At 44.5% G+C, this 19,351-nt stretch carries 18 protein-coding genes; all 18 read left to right on the forward strand.

Annotation, left to right across the window (positions count from 1 at the left end; translation table 11 throughout):
- The first annotated feature begins 48 nt into the window (after positions 1 to 48).
- The 18 genes from QFZ87_RS05020 (at position 49) to QFZ87_RS05105 (ending at position 19,339) form a co-directional block, all read left to right on the forward strand.
- The gene (locus QFZ87_RS05020; RefSeq protein WP_309858552.1) at positions 49 to 351 is read left to right on the forward strand and encodes a WXG100 family type VII secretion target; all 303 of its coding nucleotides are present in this window, start codon (positions 49 to 51) and stop codon (positions 349 to 351) included.
- A gap of 32 nt (positions 352 to 383) precedes the next feature.
- The gene (locus tag QFZ87_RS05025; RefSeq protein WP_309858555.1) at positions 384 to 689 is read left to right on the forward strand and encodes a WXG100 family type VII secretion target; all 306 of its coding nucleotides are present in this window, start codon (positions 384 to 386) and stop codon (positions 687 to 689) included.
- A gap of 139 nt (positions 690 to 828) precedes the next feature.
- Positions 829 to 1,548: a hypothetical protein gene (locus QFZ87_RS05030; protein WP_309858558.1), complete on the forward strand. Its 720-nt coding sequence runs from the start codon at positions 829 to 831 to the stop codon at positions 1,546 to 1,548.
- 12 nt (positions 1,549 to 1,560) lie between these two features.
- Positions 1,561 to 2,880, forward strand: coding sequence for an alpha/beta hydrolase family protein (locus QFZ87_RS05035; RefSeq protein ID WP_309858560.1), 1,320 nt, complete (start codon positions 1,561 to 1,563; stop codon positions 2,878 to 2,880).
- A gap of 13 nt (positions 2,881 to 2,893) precedes the next feature.
- The gene (locus QFZ87_RS05040) at positions 2,894 to 3,145 is read left to right on the forward strand and encodes a hypothetical protein (protein ID WP_309858562.1); all 252 of its coding nucleotides are present in this window, start codon (positions 2,894 to 2,896) and stop codon (positions 3,143 to 3,145) included.
- Between the two features lie 22 nt (positions 3,146 to 3,167).
- Positions 3,168 to 3,473 carry a WXG100 family type VII secretion target gene (locus QFZ87_RS05045; RefSeq protein WP_309858565.1) on the forward strand — a complete coding sequence of 102 codons (306 nt, stop codon included), beginning with the start codon at positions 3,168 to 3,170 and terminating at the stop codon, positions 3,471 to 3,473.
- Between the two features lie 28 nt (positions 3,474 to 3,501).
- Entirely contained in the window at positions 3,502 to 3,807 is a 306-nt protein-coding gene (locus tag QFZ87_RS05050) for a WXG100 family type VII secretion target (RefSeq protein WP_309858568.1), read from the forward strand.
- Between the two features lie 28 nt (positions 3,808 to 3,835).
- Positions 3,836 to 4,903: an FHA domain-containing protein gene (locus tag QFZ87_RS05055; RefSeq protein WP_309858570.1), complete on the forward strand. Its 1,068-nt coding sequence runs from the start codon at positions 3,836 to 3,838 to the stop codon at positions 4,901 to 4,903.
- Positions 4,904 to 4,918: 15 nt separating this feature from the next.
- The gene (locus QFZ87_RS05060; RefSeq protein WP_309858573.1) at positions 4,919 to 5,686 is read left to right on the forward strand and encodes a PP2C family protein-serine/threonine phosphatase; all 768 of its coding nucleotides are present in this window, start codon (positions 4,919 to 4,921) and stop codon (positions 5,684 to 5,686) included.
- Positions 5,687 to 5,701: 15 nt separating this feature from the next.
- Entirely contained in the window at positions 5,702 to 7,390 is a 1,689-nt protein-coding gene (locus tag QFZ87_RS05065) for a serine/threonine protein kinase (RefSeq protein WP_309858575.1), read from the forward strand.
- Positions 7,371 to 8,486 (forward strand): hypothetical protein, encoded by a 1,116-nt coding sequence (locus tag QFZ87_RS05070; protein ID WP_309858578.1) that lies wholly within the window; start codon positions 7,371 to 7,373, stop codon positions 8,484 to 8,486. Before QFZ87_RS05065 ends, QFZ87_RS05070 begins: the two co-directional genes overlap by 20 nt.
- A gap of 606 nt (positions 8,487 to 9,092) precedes the next feature.
- Complete coding sequence (locus QFZ87_RS05075; protein ID WP_309858581.1) at positions 9,093 to 14,216, forward strand: hypothetical protein; 5,124 nt, start codon at positions 9,093 to 9,095, stop codon at positions 14,214 to 14,216.
- Between the two features lie 14 nt (positions 14,217 to 14,230).
- Entirely contained in the window at positions 14,231 to 14,479 is a 249-nt protein-coding gene (locus tag QFZ87_RS05080) for a hypothetical protein (protein WP_309858583.1), read from the forward strand.
- 122 nt (positions 14,480 to 14,601) lie between these two features.
- The gene (locus tag QFZ87_RS05085) at positions 14,602 to 15,267 is read left to right on the forward strand and encodes a YdeI/OmpD-associated family protein (protein ID WP_309858585.1); all 666 of its coding nucleotides are present in this window, start codon (positions 14,602 to 14,604) and stop codon (positions 15,265 to 15,267) included.
- Between the two features lie 218 nt (positions 15,268 to 15,485).
- Positions 15,486 to 16,682: an N-acetylglucosamine-6-phosphate deacetylase gene (nagA, locus tag QFZ87_RS05090; protein WP_309858588.1), complete on the forward strand. Its 1,197-nt coding sequence runs from the start codon at positions 15,486 to 15,488 to the stop codon at positions 16,680 to 16,682.
- A complete protein-coding gene (gene nagB, locus QFZ87_RS05095) occupies positions 16,679 to 17,416 on the forward strand; it encodes a glucosamine-6-phosphate deaminase (RefSeq protein ID WP_309858591.1) in 738 nt (245 codons plus the stop codon). Before nagA ends, nagB begins: the two co-directional genes overlap by 4 nt.
- Positions 17,417 to 17,432: 16 nt before the next feature.
- Positions 17,433 to 18,149: a GntR family transcriptional regulator gene (locus QFZ87_RS05100; protein ID WP_309867645.1), complete on the forward strand. Its 717-nt coding sequence runs from the start codon at positions 17,433 to 17,435 to the stop codon at positions 18,147 to 18,149.
- A 188-nt stretch (positions 18,150 to 18,337) separates the two neighbouring features.
- On the forward strand, positions 18,338 to 19,339 hold the full coding sequence (locus tag QFZ87_RS05105; protein WP_309858594.1) for a LacI family DNA-binding transcriptional regulator: 1,002 nt from the start codon (positions 18,338 to 18,340) through the stop codon (positions 19,337 to 19,339).
- Positions 19,340 to 19,351 lie beyond the last annotated feature (12 nt).

Consider the following 19,351-nt stretch of genomic DNA (forward strand, 5'->3'; position numbering starts at 1 on the left):
GGCAAGTTTACCAAAGCTATTTTTTCAAAAGAAGAAAGGGGTATGAAAATGGGGAAACGAATCAAAGTCACTCCACAAGAACTTGAAACAGCTTCGAAGAAACTAACAGAGCTATCTGAAACGTACACAGGGATCTACACCCAGTTAATGCAGGCTGCAGGCACCATGGGTGAAGCATGGGAGGGCGAGGATAACCTTGCTTTCGTTGATCAAATCAATGGCTTCAATGAAGATTTAAAGAATATGGCGGATAAACTAGCAACGGCTAGTCAGGCGTTGGTAGCACAGAGAGCCAATTATGTGGCGACTCAAGAAAATAACATGGTTCAAGTAAGAAAGTTAACAAACTAATAAACTAACATACACGCAAAGGAGTGAAGGGAATGGCTGGACATATTAAAGTCAATACGGCTCAAGTGGCCGACATTGCATCAACAATTGAGCGTTTAAATAGACAACTAGCAGAAGAATTGAAAACTAGTCAGAATACGATTAAAAACCTTTCGAACACTTGGGATGGTGAAGCAGCCCAAGCAACGATCTCTTCCTATGAAGAGTTTGCGGCGAAGTTCTTCCAGAATTACTACGATATCCTTGATAACTACGTGAAATTCCTGCGAATCAACGTCGACCAAGGATACTTCGAAACAGAAAGCGTCAACACTAATCTGGCTGACGCATTCAAATAAACCAAGTCGGGGGACAGACCCCCGCTCCGGTAGCGCGTTAATAGGTCGGGGGACAGACCCCCGCCCCGGTAATGCGTTACCACTTTGGGGGACTGTCCCCCTAAACTTATTTGAAAATAATACTTTGGAGATCTCGCTAATGAAAAAATTCATAGTTAGTATTTTTTTGGTACTTTTAGTGGCAGGAGTGAGTGGATGTATGAGCCAGCAACCGACGAAAGAGGAAAAGAAGACGAGTGAATCAGCGATGCTTACTTATTTGAGCAAGAAGTACGACCAGAACTTTTCGGCTATTAACTATATCCCTGCAAAGCGGGGGTTCAATGACAGCATGAACCTGAACATCTTGGTAGCAAAATCAGAAGACGGCCTCCTAGTCAATGTTCGTGAAAGATTGTCCAAACCGGGGAAGTTTTTTGATGATTACCGTAATGCCGTTGCTTCTAAATCCCTTAAGGACAAAATCAATTATGGGTCTATTGAAAACCTGCATCTAGCAAAAACCTATATCACTCTTACACCCGAAGTGAATCTTGACACTTTAGAAAATGGTGTATCGAGCGTAGCAAAAGACGATGTCATTATGGTGCATAGCATCGTGTCTATATCGGGTGATGCCGATGAGAAAACGCTAAAGGAATTGTACGACGTCTATCAACAGCTTCAATCCTTAGGTTATGAAGATACAGGCCTTATTGCTGCCTTCTCTGGTGACCAAGCTAAAGCGGAAATGTATGTAAATAATTTCCTTCTTTATGGCACGCAACCTTGGGAGGAATACGATAAATCGGTGAAACATGTGCTTAAAGTAAACGAAAACGGATTATCCTACGAAGAATTTAAGAGTCAACTAAAGTAGGAGGATGGACGAATGCCTAATCTAAAAGATGGTTTCGAACAAGTGCGACTAAGCGAACTAAGGGATCAGCAAAATGCCGTGTTAAATAAACTAGCCTATGTCGACATCCTAGAAAATTGGAAACCTGGAGAATCATTGTACAAAATGGTTTTACAGGTGGATACCGATCTTGCCGCAGAAATGAAAGATGCCGGCCTCGGACATCTGGTCATCAAAGATTATGTGAATAGGAACGATCATTCCGGCTTTTGCGCCATTGCGTTCGAAGACCCAAAGACAGGGGAAGTCGGCATGTCCTTCAGGGGAACGGAAGGCATGGATGACCTACTCCACAACCCAAAGGATATGGCGGATAATACATTAACGGCATCCATTGGGGTCTCGCCACAGTCATTAGAGGCGATTGCTTTTTTTGAAAAAAATGAAGAGAAGAGCGGAAAAAACTATCTATTTGGTCACTCTAAAGGCGGAGAGCTCGCGGCTGAAGTGTATGCGACGAATTATACCCATGTGCTAGGGGTTCACATCATTAACCCGCAACCAATCAACCCCTATAAGCTCGGGCCCGATCAATTAGCTGCATTAAAGTCGAATAAGTTTGATGCGGTAGTCGTAAACGGAGACCTTGTATCCTGGTTAGGTCGAACTCCTTACCCCGTTCGCTATGTTGAAAACAATGGCACACAGCCAGGCTTTTTTGGTCCGCATTCGATTGAATCTATGAAACTAGATAATCGTGGCTATGCCGTAATTGAGAAGGATCCTTTTTCAGGCTATGCCTGGCAAGGTCTAGCATCCACCCTAGCGACCGCCGTTATGGGTGATATTCAAAGCCATCTAAGAGTGTATTCCTTCGCCATTAATACGGTGGTCCGCGTCGGGAATTTTATGATTAATGATTTGCCGGACATGGTGCACCAATTCGTGGAATATATGAAACAGGCCATTGATCGAATTAGAGTGATTTCCCATGTGGCAAGGATTGCCCTCATCGAGTTCGTCGGCAGTCTCGTCAAAGGCGTTTCGCTCCTGTTCAAACTGGCCTTCAATGCCGGTTACCGATACGCGACCGCGAATCCGATGATAAAAGTAGATACGTATAAACTACGAAACTATGCGGATCGTTTGGAAAGTATAAACAAACGAATTAGCGGGATTGACCGTAGGATGGATTCTCTTTATCTAAAAGCGGGCTTTTCAGATTTATGGAACCTGTTGCAGGCGGATTTATTCACAGAAGAAAGCTGGAATATCAAGAAGTGTATCTATTATTTAAACGAAACGGCTGATGATTTTGAAACAGTGGAACGGAAGATTATTCAGCAGTTGTAAGGGGGGCTGAGTCATGAATGAAAGTGGGCAGCAGGAGCTTTATTTAATTAAACAAGAGCTTGAAAGTATCATCAATGAGTTAGAGAGTATTGCAACGGGTATTCAGGGCGATTTTGAAGGAATCGGTAATGAAAAATGTGCTTCCAAAGTGAATTCAATTGCCGAGCAGTATCGATTTGTAAAGGGGAAACTGAACAATATCGATACCTCTAAAGTGACCGAAGAGTTCGCTAAAAGTCATGGTGGGGCTGCCACTTCCAAATAAGGATAGAAAGAAGGGGTAACGGATGGCTGATGTGATTAAAGTGGATACGGAGCGTGTGTCCGCTGCTGCCAAACAGATTGCGCAGTACAACCGGAAAATTAGAGACGATTTTTCAGCGGTGGAGTCGGCAATGAAAGCTTTAGCGAACGTTTGGGATGGCACAGCGTCTAGTCAGGCGATAAGTGCCTTTCATGAGTTGAAACAGGCCTTTGATGAACCGCGCTACGAAGTGATGAATAATTTTGTGACCTTTTTACACCAGCAGGTGGATCCGGGATATACCCAAACAGAGACAACGAATGTCTCGTTAGCGGATCGGTTCAAATAATCGGTTCATTGCTTAAGGGGGGATGGAATTGAGCAACTATATTAAGGTAAACCACCGGGAATTTGAATCGGCGGCCGATGCCATTGACACCTATGTTAAGAGCCACAATAAAAATATGGATGCGGCCGGGCAAGAAGTCAAAACCCTTTCTGCGACTTGGCAGGGTAAAGACAGCACGCAATTTCAGCATCAGTGGGACCAGGTGACGGAGGCGGATTCAACCTCTCGTAACATGACGAAGGCTCTAGAGAATTATGCCGACTTTTTACGATATGCAGCGGGCCAATATAAAGACGCCCAATCAAAAGCGGTCAATCGAGCGAACAGTCTATAAAAGTAGATTTTGATAGCAGGGGATTTTTATGGGAAAAACGACAGTTGAACAAAACAAAAATGAGTATACGGTCATCAACCGATTAACGTATCCGGAAGCCATTAATGAACGGGAATTACGGGCTATTGCCGGAGGCGTCGTAGAAGGTCTTATCCCCGTTACGACGGAACAAAGTAAAAAGGGAGTTCTTATGAAAAGCACGGTCGAGGATCGGATGACGTTGCAATCGTATTTTAGCAGTGTGGTTCATAAGAAGATGTTCTTGGATACGTTGATTCAGTTGGTTGCGGTGGTGAAAGAATGCGAGAAAAATTTGATGAATGTAACCAATCTTATGTTGGATTGGGACTCCATTTTTCTCGATCCAAGGACGAAAAAAGTGACCTGCCTTTTCTGGCCGATTGTGAACAATCAACACACCAGCGTCCCCGCTGAGTTTTTCCGTGACCTTCCGTTCCGCGTTGTTTTTTCGAAACACGAGGACCCTGAGTATGTGTCCGCCTACATTGGCTATTTTAGGTGTCAGGCACCTTTTTCTATCCATCATTTTGAAAAATTCATCCTCGGGCTGATGGGGAAATTAGTAGAAAACAAGTCTCATATCCCATCAGGTTCCACGGGTCCTGAACCGCAGGTACCTAGAGTAGAAGAAGTCAAAGGGACTACCGGGAAAGTGGCCTATAATCCACTTGCGAACAGTGAAGGGATGGAAAAGGTACCGGTTAGTGAAACTACTGTGTTAGGAATGGTTGAGGTGGATGGCGGGACCACGGTTCTTGAGGCCGACTTGTTTGAAGAACCAGCGTTTCCCTATTTGGTTAGGGAAAAAACGCAGGAAACAATCCGCATCAATCAACCTTCTTTTCGGATTGGAAAGGAACGTAACGACTGTGATTATGTGGTTGCCGATAATAACGCGGTGAGCCGCAATCATGTGGACATCCTCACGAGGAATCGCCGCTACTATATCGTCGACAACCGCTCCACCAATAAAACCTTTGTCGATGGACGAGTGATTCCGGTAGAAAAAGAGATTGAAATTTTTTCAGGCACCAAAATAAGACTCGCAAACGAAGACTTTGTTTTTTACATATAGGCAAGGAGTTTGAAGATGGACGTATTAACAGCAGCATATACCGATATTGGCATTAAGAAAGAAACCAATCAAGACAGCTACCTGTTAAAGATTGCTGAAACATCTGTCGGAAAAGTCGTTCTAGCCGTCATTTGTGATGGCATGGGAGGACTTTCCCAAGGGGAAGTGGCCAGTGCCAGCGTCATCCATGCTTTTTCACAATGGTTTGACAAAGAACTTCCCGTCCAACTGGCAAAACAGGATTGGAACGATATTCAGTATCGCTGGAGCCGGATTATTAAAGAGCAGAATCAGCGAATCGCCGAATACGGACATCAAATCAAGATTCAGCTTGGAACGACGTTGACCGCGCTGCTACTCATCGATTCCACATTCCTGCTGATTGGTCATGTCGGAGATTCACGCGTCTATCGAATGAATCAGACGGTTGAGATTATGACGGATGACCAGACAGTGGTTGGCAGAGAACTGAAACGCGGCCGGATAACGCCGGAGCAGGCAAAGAAAGATCCAAGACGAAATGTCCTTTTGCAGTGTATCGGAGCTTCGAAACTCGTGGAACCAGAGTTCATTCAAGGCAAGCCAGCACCGGGCGAAGTCTTTATGCTTTGTTCGGATGGATTCCGGCATATGATTTCGGAGGACGAAATTTTTCACGCTTTATCCCCACAAAGGTTGATGGATGAAGCGGCGATGGAACAAAAAGCGAGAGAACTAGTGGAACTGAATAAGCAGAGGAACGAAACAGATAATATCACTGTTTTGCTTGTGAAAATTCTGTAAGGATGGGGAATACTTTTGGCAGCTATTGGGTCGGTAATAGACGGTAAATACGAAATACTCAAGCTGATTGGACAAGGTGGTATGTCAAAGGTATACCTTGCCATGGACAAACGGCTAAATAAGCAATGGGCAGTGAAAGAGATTGAAAAAAGAGCAAGAGATAAGAATAACGAAGTCATTATTCAGAGTGCGATCGACGAAGCCAACATGATTAAGAAGCTCGACCACCCGGCCTTGCCGCGGATCGTCGACATTATCGATAATGGTCAGGTGATTTTTGTCATCATGGACTATATCGAAGGTGAGCCCTTGAGCAAGATTTTAGATGAGTATGGTGCCCAGCCGCAGGAGCTCGTCATCGATTGGGCCAAGCAGCTTTGTGAGGTGCTCGATTATTTGCATACCTGTAACCCTGCGATCATCTATCGGGATATGAAGCCGGGCAATGTCATGCTGAAGCCGGATGGGCATTTGAAGCTGATTGATTTCGGAATCGCGCGGGAGTATAAGGAACAGAATTTGGCGGATACCGTTAGCTTGGGAACGAAAGGGTATGCGGCGCCGGAACAATTCGGGGGCAAAGGTCAAACCGATGCCAGAACGGATGTCTATTGTTTGGGTGTGACGCTTTACCATTTGGTGACGGGACAGAACCCTTGTGAGCCGCCTTACGAATTATATCCGATTCGAGAGTGGAATCCGCAGCTTTCGGGCGGTTTGGAAAAAATTATTCAAAAATGTACGCAGCTCAATCCGGATGACAGGTATCAATCCTGTGCCGAGTTGTTATATGCACTCAACCATTATGAACAGGTAGATGACCTGTATCGCGCAAAACAAAAACGGAAGCTACGTAACTTTAGCCTTGTGGCCGGAGCCGCGGTGTTGTGTTTGGGGATTGGCGTGTTAGGGCAAGTGATGAAGACAGAGACCAATAATGTCGATTATACCAATAACATCCAGATGGCGGAAAAGGCATCTAATGATCAGGCGAGGGTGGACTACTATTTAAATGCCATTGATATTAAGCCATCGGAGAAAGAGGCGTATGTCGGGTTACTTGCCGCTTTTAAAGGGGATGCCGCTTTTACAGTGGAAGAAGAAGCGCAGCTGAAGAAAAAGGTAAGCGCGCATCTCAGCGAAATTCGGGAGAATCCTAAGTACGGTGATTTGGCATTTGATATCGGCAAAACCTATTGGTACTACTACAATTATGGAAAAACCGAGAAGGACGATAATCAAGTAACGAGGATGAAAAGCTCGATTCAATGGTTTGAGGATGCGGTTAAGTATGGTTCGAAGGATCGCGACTATTACGAAATGGCGACCATTTACCGGGATATCGGCCGCTTTAATCGGGATATTACGCTCAACATTGAAGAAGCGTCGGATAAAGGAAAGTACAAGCCTTATTGGGATGATATGAAGCATTTGATTCAAATGATCGATCAGAATCCCGATGAAAGTGAAATAGTGAAGCTCGAGCTCTACAAGTTAACGATGTATTCCATCGAGACGTATGCGAGGAAGTTTAAGTTAGATGGGGTGAAGGAAAGTGAGATCCGTTCGGTGGCGGAAGCAGTGAAGCAGAGCACGAATCGGGTGGCGGTTACTACTGAAAAAACGGGAACAATCAAGACTGAGGTGATTAGTCGTTTTGCTCTAACCGACAAGGCGATTGATCATGCATATCGGAAGGAATAAGGGGGGGATTCGAATGGATGCAACTACATGGCAAATCATTTCCATTGTCGGATATTCCCTGGCAGGCGCACTCCTGATTACGGCCATCGTTTTATTTTTCAAGATGAAGATTCCGGCGATTATCGGCGAGTTAACAGGGCGGACGGCAGCAAGACAGATTCAGGAAATCCGCGAGCATAGAGAGAATAAGCGCCAGAAGCCAATGGTGTTTGATATTGAGCCGGGTTTAGCGGCGGTAACGCCTGTGCGTGAAAAAACGGATGTGGTTTCGAAGGAGACTGAGGTGCTGGTGCCGGAAACCGAAGTGCTGTTTGATGAGCCTATGGAAAAAGAAGATAGGCTTGCTGCTGCACCTGTTGCGCAGTCAAAGGCACGGCAAGTTCGGTCCGCGTCAATGAATGTACAGTCGAAAGATCGAGAGGTTCGGCCAGTGTCGACAGGTAGTCAGTCGAAGGCACGGGAGGTCCGACCTGCAGTAACTGTTGGGCATTTGCAAAATCGTGTGGTCCCATTATCGTTGACTGACATTCTAGCTGGCTACACAGAGGAGCCTGCTTCACCTTCCGTTGATGTGGAAAAAGAGCTGCTTTTATCGTTGACGGAAGTACTTTCCAATGAGATAGAGGAGCGGGTGACGCCAGTTCCGGTCCAGTCTAAAGAGCGGGACGTTCTTTTATCATTGACGGAGATCTTATCGAACCATAAAGAAGAACCTTCAAGTTCGGTAGAAGTACCGAAAGAGGTTCTTTTATCGCTTACAGAAATCCTGTCGCAAAATACGGAGGGGATAACGGCCGTAAAACTGAATCCTTCAGACGGACCTTCGGTTTCACCTACAAATGGTACGCAAGTATTGTCTTACGCAACGGAAGTGCTGACGAATGAAACAGAGGTACTAAGGCCACAAACGGAAGTGTTATCGCCTGAGACAGAGGTTCTTGATTATGGTACGGAGCTGTTATCAAATGAAGGTGGCACTACCGTGTTAACTCCGACCGGTGAATTAGAAATGGAAGAAGAGACCGACAATATACCTGCGGTCGATTTTAAGGTCGTGAAAGATATCAAGGTCACACATACAAATAAAGTTATTTGAGGTTTTTTCAAAGGCTGTAGGTATTCGGACAAGATTGCTCTTAAGAGCAGCGAAGTTGTCTGAATCAGGTAGGTATTCGGACAAGATTGCTCTTAAGAGCAGTGAAGTTGTCTGAATCAGGTAGGTATTCGGACAAGATTGCTCTTAAGAGCAGTGAAGTTGTCTGAATCAGGTAGGTATTCGGACAAGAAAGCCCTTGAGAACAGTGAAGTTGTCCGAATCAGCTAAGCATTCGGACAGGATAGCTTTTGAGACTAGCAAAACTGTCTGAATCAGCTATGCATTCGGACAAGATTGCTCTTGAGAGAAGTGAAGTTGTCTGAATCAGGTAGGTATTCGGACAAGATTGCTCTTAAGAGCAGTGAAGTTGTCTGAATCAGGTAGGTATTCGGACAAGAAAGCCTATGAGACTAGCAAAACTGTCTGAATCAGCTATGCATTCGGACAAGAAAGCTTTTGAGACTAGTAAAACTGTCTGAATCATCCAAACATTCGGATGAAATAGCCCTTAAAACTAGCAAACCTGTCCAAATCAAGCATTTATATCAGCGCAAATATATACAAAGCAACTATTTGAAAAAGCAAGTAAGCAAAGGAGTGTGAAAGATGTTTTCAAAAAGGAACTCTAAGTTGACGCGGCTGATGGCCGTCGTTCTGGCCATCATGCTTATCGGCTATAACATACCTGTTGGTGTCATCACCAAGGCGTTTGCCCAAACAGGCACTAATCAAAAGGTATTCACCATGGAAATCTTAGAAAATGGTATCCCCGTTCCCGATCAGGAAATTACCGGACATAACGCCAATAATGAGGTCAGCCTAACGGGCACAACGGACACGGACGGCCTGGTGGAGTTCCCGGAACTCACCAATGCCCAATTCGATAAAAACAATCAGTTTGAGTTTTTAGTCGCTTCAAAGACTTTTTCCATCGTGTTAACAGAGGGAACCACGGACCACTATATTTATGATGTGGCCACAGAAAAGCTGACCCTTGGAGAGCCGCCAGCACCGGTGAAAGCCAAATATACCGTGACGGTGAACCAAACCGGTTCGGGTCAAATCAAACTAAACGACATCGACTATGCAAGCCCTGTTCAACTCGAAGAAGGAACAAAGGTGGACGTCGGCATTACACCTGATCCCAATTACGAGATTAAGAGTGTCAAAGTGAATGGTGAAGCCAAAACAGTTACAAACAGCGAAGGGTACACAGAAACACTAGAATCCCTTGCAACTGACACCACGATTGACGTCCAATTTGCTTTAAAAACGTACACGATTTCTTTTATCAGCTATAAAAATGGGACCATAAAGGATGCCGCCGATCAAACGATTAACTCGGATGGCGGGACGGTCAAGGTTCAGCATGGTACCGATTCTTCTTTTACGGTTATCCCAACTACAGGCTATCATCTGGGGAGCATTACCATCGATGGAACGCCAATTAACCTGACAACCGAACTGACACCGGTCACCAACGGCGGTTATACGTACACTTTTTCAAAAGTGACCGCCAACCATCAGGTGGAAGTAACGTTTGCCATCAATACCTATCAGATTACGGCAGCTGTTCAAGGGGACCATGGGACCATTGAACTCGAGCAATCCGAGGTAGACTATAACAGTGACGTGAAGGCCGTTATCACTCCTGTAGATAACTCTTATAAAGTCGCCTCGTTAAAGGTGAACGGTGTGGGGGTAGACCTCACGAATAATGACAACTTTGTGGATAATAACGACGGCACGAGTTACACCTATACGGTGAAAAACGTAACGAAGGATACGACGATCGAAGTTGTGTTTGAGCAGATTTCGATGCTAGAGGGAGATTGGGAAACCTATGTTTTAATCAAGCCTGCTTCTGGCTCCTTACTCAAATCGTATAAAGAGGGGGCTAATGAGATTCGTGTCTATTCAAAGGATGCCATCGTCGTTGTTTCGGCGATTGACCCGTATTACCGTGTGGACATCTCTGATACGATTAAGCACTGGAAAGGGAATTATATTTTAAGAGAATCAACTACGATTAAAAGATTACTAGTAACCAAGGGTAGAAATGGTGGAGAGGAAGTGAATCTTCCTGGCCATTTAATTCTTCTTTTTGATACAGAGGGTCCAACCCTGGAGGAGCCAACCGTTAAGGGCTCAGACGAAGCAATTGTTGATGATTCGGTCTGGTTCAGTGGCGGGGTCACCGTTTCAGGTAAGATTGAGAACACGGAACAGACATTTGATGGGGTTTCTTTTTCTACTCCTATTGAAAAAGTGTACTACCAGAAAGGGCCATATTCTCCGAATGATCTAGGCAAGGAAGCTACTTTTAACGCAGAGAAAAATAGCTATTCCTTCCAGCCTAACGATGAAAAGTACAGTGGGATTTATAGCGTTTGGGCGGTAGACCAAGCGGGGAACGCTTCAACGGTGAAGACGGTGCAGGTTAATATTGATAAAAAAGAACCGACACTCGCTGACGGAGAGGCCGTTACTTTTAAGCAGAAGAATGATGATTATTTTTCAAAAGTCTTAAACTTCCTTTCGTTTGGAACATTTTTCAATAAAGAAGTGGAAGTAACCGTTCGAGTGAAGGACGATGCCTCTGGTGTTCAGGCGATCTCGCTAAAAACGAGCGATGAGAAGGTCGTTCCACAGCAGGTAGGATTCGAAAACGATGGACTGTATGCGCAAGCGAAGTTCACGGTGGATGCAGAAAGCTTCAAAGGAACGTTCCATGTCACTGTGACGGACCATGTGAAAAACAAAAATGTCGAACCGTATCTTGTGACGAAAGACAACTCGAATATCGCGGCGGACAACAGCGGCGTTGTGATGATTGAGAAGGGGGCACCTTCTGCCAAGGTTGAGGTTACTCCTAAAGAAAACGTTTTTGCCAATGGAGACGCGTACAACGGAGATGTCACCTTTGATGTGACCGTACAAGATGCGGAATCAGGGATCAACACGGTTGCCGTAGATGTGAACGGTAAAAAAATGGAATACGATTATTCGGACATGACGGAGAAGCAGACATATACGTTTGCAACGAATGATCCAGGCGTCCAGGTACATGAAGATGGGACGTACGTAGTTTCAATCTATGTGGTGGATAACGCAGGGAATACGAACAAGGTTGAAAAAACCATCTATGTCGACAAAACTGCTCCAGCCATCACGGACTTCAGTTTCTTAACGAAAAATGACCAGGGCAGCTATGAAAAAGTGGAGCAAACCGTTACGCTGAAGGATTCGGTGGAATTAACGGGGTATGGGTACTTTTTCAAAAAGCCAACGCGGGTGAGTGTGAAGGCAGAGGACCCTGTAGTGGCTTACGAATACACGAGTCACGTCAAATCAATGATTGTGTATTTAAAAGATTACGAGAGTGGAAAGTATTATGCAGTGCTAGCCGATGGTTCTTTTAAAGAAATCTTGGTGTCTGGTGTTGATAAAATTGCACCGGTTCCTACAACAGGCGAATTTACTTTCGATGTGCCAGAGGCGTTCAAGGGACAGATTTTTTCAAAAGCAACGGATCAGGTCAATAACACGGATACGTTTGAAACCCCAGACGGGACTGTGATTGAAAATGAAAAGCAGCATGGGAAAGAATCGCATATCAAACTTGAAAAAGTGAAAACCAGCTATAAGGATTCAAACAACTTAGAGCTTTATGCTAAAAACGTAGATGTGAATGTGACCGTTTCGGATTCCTATTCAGGGATTCAAAAGGTGGAATGGTCGGTGGTGGCGCCGTATGATACGGCGAACAATCAGTCCGGCAGCCTGACGATTAATAATGACAAAACGTATGCTGCGGGCAGCGCGACGGACGGTTGGCAGCAAACGAAAACCGATTTGAACCTTGTGACAGAAATGACCAAAACCCTTTCGGTAAAAAATAATAGTAATGGTATTGTGGTCAAGGTGAAGGTAACGGACCGGGCAGGAAATGTTTCAGAAGAGAAGATGACGTTCAGCATCGACAAGACGGCGCCGACGATTCAGGTGACCTATGATAACAACCAGTCAGACCCGGCGAATAAGGATTTTTACAAAGAGGACCGCACCGCGACGATTGTGATTACGGAGCGTAACTTCCAAGCAAAAGATGTCGTCCATGCGATCACGAATACAGATGGTGTGATTCCGAAACTAGTGGGCTGGAGCACGAAAGTCAATGCGAAGAATCCGGACCAGACGACGCATACAGCAACTGTGAAGTATGCGGCCGATGGCGATTATACCTTTGATATGAAGTATAAAGATAATGCAGAGAATGCGGCACCTGCTTTCACACAGCAGAAGTTTACGATTGATAAAACCAAGCCTGTGATTAAGGTGTCTTATAGTAATGGGGCGGCGGCGAAAGGCAACTATTATAAATCTGCCCGCACCGCAACGATTTCGATTACCGAGCACAATTTTGAAACGAGCCGGTTTAAGGTGTCAGGCACCGCGACGGATAATGGCAAGGCGGTGGCGTTCCCGGCGGTAAGTGGCTGGAGAACAAGTGGCGATGTGCATACGGCAACGATTCATTATTCGACTGATGCCAAGTACCACTTTGACATTGATTATACGGATATGGCTGGGAATCTTGCGGCCGATTACAAAGCAGATGAGTTTTTTGTAGACCAAACGGCACCTAAGCTTTCGATTACGGGTGTGGAGGATAAGTCGGCCAATAAAGGCGATGTGATTCCTGTCATTTCTTATTCAGATACGAATTTTGATAAAAATGCCGTGTCTATTAAATTAACAGGTGCCAACCACAAAGGTGAAGTCGGGTTGAGCGGCTCCTATGCGGCTGCTCCGAACGGTCAGGTGTATACGTTCAACAATTTTGCGAAGAAAAAGGAAGTTGATGATATTTATACGTTGACGGCGGCCCTTGTGGATATGGCTGGCAACCGAACTACACAAACGATTCAGTTCTCTGTCAATCGATTTGGTTCTGTCTATGTTTTTGATAAGGCATTGGAAGAGATTGATGGGAAGTATGTGAAAAATGAAACGGATGTCGTGGTGACGGAAACCAATGTGGACAGCTTGAAGCCTGATACGGTGAAGGTCAAGATGACGAAGAACGGAACGCCGGTGGACCTTGTGAAAGGGAACGATTATACGGTGACGGAATCTGGTGGAAATGGTCAGTGGAGCAAGTACAAGTACGTGATTAAGAAGTCGCTGTTTGCCGGCGATGGCAGGTATACGGTGGCGCTTTACTCTGAGGATGCGGCAGGCAACATCAATGAGACAATCGATGAGACGAAGAAGGCGGAGATTTCCTTTGGAATCGATAAGACGGCTCCTGTAATTGTTCCGATTGATATTGAGAGTGGGGAGCAGTACCCGGTTGAGAAGAAGTCAGTCACGGTTTCGATTAAGGATAATCTTGTTCTTAAGGGTGCGGAGATTTATGTGAATGATAAGAAGGTTGACCATAATGAAGAGGGAGAGAATTTCGTGTTTGATATGGGAAGTTCGAACTCGAAGCAGAATGTGAAGATTATTGCGGTGGATGCAGCGGGGAACGAGCTGACGTCCAAGGTAAATGACATTCTCGTATCGACTAACCCAATCGTCCGCTGGTACAATAATACGCCAGTGTTTGCTGGTTCACTTGGTGGAGTAGGCGGAATTGCTGTTGCTATAGGTGGATACTTCCTGTACCGGAAACAGAAGAGTAGAGACGACCAAGATGAAGTAGAAGATCGAGTGGTAGGATAGGAGGTTAGTCGACCATGTTTGAAGAAACATCTCTTGTGATTGGGCTGCTAGTAGCTAGTTTGGTTGTTAACCTTGTAACTATGATAGTGGTGATTGTGTCTTTTAGGAGGAAACAGTTGGGGGCTGCTGGTCAGAGGGAGGCAAGCGGTTCCGTCCAGGCGGCAGCCGCTTCTGCGGTAACAGGCATCGTCTTCTGCCGAGCATGTGGAAACCAATACGACTCAACCAGCCCAGCCTGCCCGAACTGCAAGACAGCAAGATAAACGAAAAGCGGGGACAGTCCCCCAGCGCTTTAACGCGCCGGGGGACTGTCCCCTTGTCGTGCAACTTATTTTGTTTTAAGATTTATTCAGCAGACAACTTTACGGTTGCAGGAGGATAATAAATGTCTAAAACCATCGTTGAAAAATTAAACTTGCTAAAGTATAAGAAAGTCGTTGTATTGGACATGCCTGAGGGTGAAGACTACTTTATCGGATTACATGACTATGATACAGCGTTTAAGGATAAAGGGTATGATCTCATTTTTGCTTTTGTCCTAACGAAGAGTGAATTAAAAAATTTGGGCGATTCGGTCATTGAGAAAAATTATCTGAAAGAAAACGGATATATTTACATTGCTTATCCGAAAAAAGGGAATAAGGTTTATCCGTCTTATATCCATCGTGATGAATTATTCGAGGCGTTAGGTGCAGATGAGGAAGGGTATGTCGGAACCAGCAGCATTAAATTTGCCCGAATGGTTGGACTAGATGAAGTATTTACAGTAGTAGGACTAAAAACAGAAAATCGAAACAAGAAAAGTAAAAGTTCAAAAGCCAGCCAGTTTGTTGATGATTACATCGCCATGATACCAGAAATAGAAAAGGATTTGCAGGACAACAAGAATCTGCTTGTCTTCTACCAATCACTTACCCCCGGGTACCAAAAAGATTGGGCCCGTTATATTTATAGCGCCAAACAAGAGGCAACCAAAGAAAAGCGGCGGGAAGAAATGAAAATGATCCTTGGAGCAGGTTACAAAACTCGTGAACTCTATCGAAACAAATAAGTGTGGGGACAGTCCCCCAGTGCTTTAGTGCGCCGGGGGACTGTCCCCTGTAGTTTTAACAAAAGTTTCTTTTGTAAAAACAGTTTTTCCTGATAAAATAAAGGAAACAGAGATATCAATAAATGCAGGAATCTATGCTAAAACCAAGCTGGGTTCCTTATATAAAGAATCAAGTGGTCTAGACAACTATATAACTTTTAGAGAAGAGGTTTTTTATAATGAGTGGTTTCCGTACTATTTTGCTAAAAAATGCAGTGGTTTACGCAGAAGATCAGGAGATTGACAAAGGATCGCTCCTCATTAAAGACGGGAAAATCGAAGCAATAGGGTCTAAAGTGGAAGGGAATTTGGATGAGAGTGGTCAAGAACTTATTCTTCCTGATTCCTATAAAATTATACCCGGCTTTGTTGACGTGCATATCCATGGGGCAAATGGAGCTGACACGATGGATTGTACGGATGAGGCGTTAGAAAATATGGCTTCTTCACTTCCACAAAGTGGGACGACCAGCTTTTTGGCTACTACCATTACTCAAAGTAAAGACTTATTAGAGAAGGCGTTACGTCAAACAGGCGAGTATATTTCCGATAAACAAAAGAGTGGACAGGCAGAAATTCTTGGGATCCATTTTGAAGGACCGTTTATCAATCCTACAAAAGCGGGTGCCCAACCACTTCAGCACATAATTCCTGCTGACATAGAATTATTCGAGAAGTGGCTGGATCTCTCCAAAGAAACCATTAAGCTCATCACGTTAGCACCAGAGATGCCACATGGAACGGAATTAGTTCAATTTTTAAAAGAAAAGGGAATTATTGCATCCATTGGTCATTCGGATGCGACCTTCGAAGAAGTGGGACAGGCAATTCAATCCGGTTCGTCCCATATCACACATTTGTTTAATCAAATGCGCGGGCTGCATCACCGGGAACCAGGTGTGGTCGGAGCGGCCTATTTACGAAAGGAATTAATGGTGGAAATCATCGCGGATGGGATTCATGTGTCTCCTGAGATGGTAAAGGTTTCATTTGAGCTCATCACTCCGGAGCGAATGATATTGATTACAGATGCGATGAGAGCCCAGTTCCTTTCAGACGGAGAATATGACTTAGGCGGTCAGAGGGTGTTTGTGAAAAAGGGGAAAGCACTCTTAGAGGATGGGACATTGGCCGGCAGTGTGTTAACGATGGAGCAAGCGTTTAAAAATATCCTTTCCTTTACGGGCTGTTCCGTAAGAGACGCGGTTCAAATGAGTTCGTATAATCCTGCCAAACAAATGGGTGTGTTGGACCGGAAAGGCAGTTTGAAGGTTGGCAAGGATGCCGATTTGGTTGTTTTAGATGAAAACAACGAGGTCGTTATGACTTTTTGTAAAGGACAGCTGGCATACAAGAAAGGGGACGAGGGAGTATGAAGATTATTGAAGTAGAAAATTATGATCAAATGAGCCGAACGGCAGCGAATTATATTATCGACAAGGTAAAGCAGAACCCTACGCTTACCCTTGGATTGGCAACGGGAGGGACCCCGAAAGGAACCTATGAACAACTGATCAAGGATCATGGCGAAAACAGGACTTCCTATGAGAAGGTGACTACGTTTAATTTGGATGAATATATTGGTTTTTCCGGGGAGCATCCAAGCAGCTACCGTTACTATATGGATGAACAATTATTTCATCATATCAATATTCCTAAGGCCCAGACCCACATTCCTAAAGGCGATGCGAAGGATATGGAACAGGAATGTGTGCGATATGAAAAGTCAATCGATGACCATGGTGGAATTGACCTCCAAATTCTCGGAATTGGCAGCAATGGCCACATTGGTTTTAATGAGCCTGGGACAAAGTTTGGTGCTAAGACACATATTGTGACGCTCGATGAATCAACGAGGGAGGCGAATTCACGATACTTCAAGTCGATGGATGAGGTGCCGAGGTTTGCGATTTCGATGGGAATTGCTTCGATTATGAAAAGTCGGGAGATTCTTCTACTGGTTTCGGGTGAATCGAAAAAAGAGGCGATGAAGCAGCTGCTTTGTGGGGAAGTGACAGAAAGCTTTCCAGCTTCCATTTTACAATTACATCCGAATGTCACGATTATTGCTGATCAACAAGCGTTGGATGAGGCGAAGGATTTTTGTTGAAGGGAGGATGAATAGGATGATTGATAAAACCTCTCCAATCCCGATTTACTATCAATTAGAGCAACAGATAAAGACAATGATTGAAAACAAGGAATGGATGCCAGGAGACTTGCTGCCATCTGAAAGGGAATTCTCTGAGAAGTACCAAATTAGTCGAATGACGGTCCGCCAAGCGATTAATAACCTGGTGCAAATGGGGTTACTGAACCGAAAACAGGGAAGAGGCACCTTTGTGTCGGATCTGAAGATTGAAAAGCGTGGGTTAACGAGCTTTTCGGAGGACATGCTTGAAAGAGGGATGACGCCAAGCAGTGAGTTGTTGGATTTCAAGGTTATACCGGCTACAGCGGCGATTGCTCAGGATTTACGCATAAAGGAAGCTGAGCCTGTGTATGAGATCAAGCGGATTCGTTTGGCCGATGGTGTCCCAATGGCATTGGAGACCAACTATATTTCGGCAGATTTAGTTCCGGGGATAACAGTGGAGCTAATGAATCAATCGATCTATCAATTTATCCAAGAGAAATTGAATTTATCGATCACGCATGCCAGCCAATCAATCGAGGCTTCGGTTGTGGATAGTATGGAAGCGGAGTATCTTCAAATCCCAAAAGGGGCACCTACTCTCTTCATCCAGCGAATCGCGATGCTGGAAAATAACGTCCCGCTAGAAACCGTCAAATCCCTCTACCGCGCCGACCGCTATAAATTTATGATCGACCTGAAGAGATAGTGGGGAAAACCCCATTAGGGGACAGTCCCCCAGCGCTTTAACGCGCCGGGGGACTGTCCCCTAAAGTTTTTTGAAAATTCCTATTGTAAAACGCTTTCATTTGTTCTATACTATCACTAAACCGATTTAGTAAACCGATTTAGTAAAACGGTTTATCAAATATTGTTAGAAGTTCTGGAGAAGATTCTATGAAAAAAACGACCATTGCTGATGTAGCTCAGCATGCAAAGGTATCTAAGAGTACAGTTTCCCAATATTTAAATAAAAGATACGACTACATGGCAGAACATACGAAACAGCGAATTGAGGATGCCATCAAGGAATTGGGTTATCGGCCAAATATCGTGGCAAGAAGCTTAAAGCAGAAATCCACCATGACAATTGGGGTCATCGTTGCCAACATCTTGCACAATTTTTCAACTCAGGTGATTCGGTCCATCGAAGACATGTGCCATCTTTATGATTTCCACCTAATTGTCTGTAATGCGGACGATGACCCAGAAAAAGAAAAGAGATACATTGAAATGCTTAGGGCTAAACAGGTAGATGGCATTATTCTTTTTCCTACAGGTGATAACCTAGAGCTCTATGAAGAAATGGTAGATGAAAAGTACCCAGTAATCTTTGTCGACCGTATAGTACCGGAAGTATCGATTCCATCTGTCATGCTAGACAACGAAAATGCGGCTGGTCTTGCTGTACAGCACTTTATTGAAAAAGGCTATAAGCGAATCGGGATTATTACGAATGTCATTCGCAATGTATCACCGAGGATGGAGCGGATTACCGGCTATAAAAAGGCTTTACAAAGTAATGGAATTCCGATTAAAGAACAGTACATTAAGAAACTAGAAATCAATAAAATCCAAACGGGTTTGGAAGAAATGCTTTCGCTAGAAGAACCAATCCAAGCCGTTTTGGCGGGGAATGACCTTACTCTTATGGAAATCTTAAAGTACGTAAAAAAACAAGACCTCCGCATTCCTGCTGACCTTGCCATCATCGGCATTGATGATGTTTCGTTTGCTAGCTTTTATGAACCAGCTTTAACGATCGTTGAACAGCCATCCTTTGAGATAGGGAAGAAGGCCGCAGAGCTCTTGCTTAGTAAAATTCAGAAAAAAGACGTAGAGGATGAACAAGCCAATTATCGTTTAGAACCGAGACTTATTGTAAGAAATTCTTGTTAAAAAGGATGTTAG

Origin of the sequence: Bacillus sp. SLBN-46 (assembly GCF_031453555.1) — a bacterium.
In the GTDB taxonomy this organism is placed as follows: Bacteria; Bacillota; Bacilli; order Bacillales; family Cytobacillaceae; genus Neobacillus.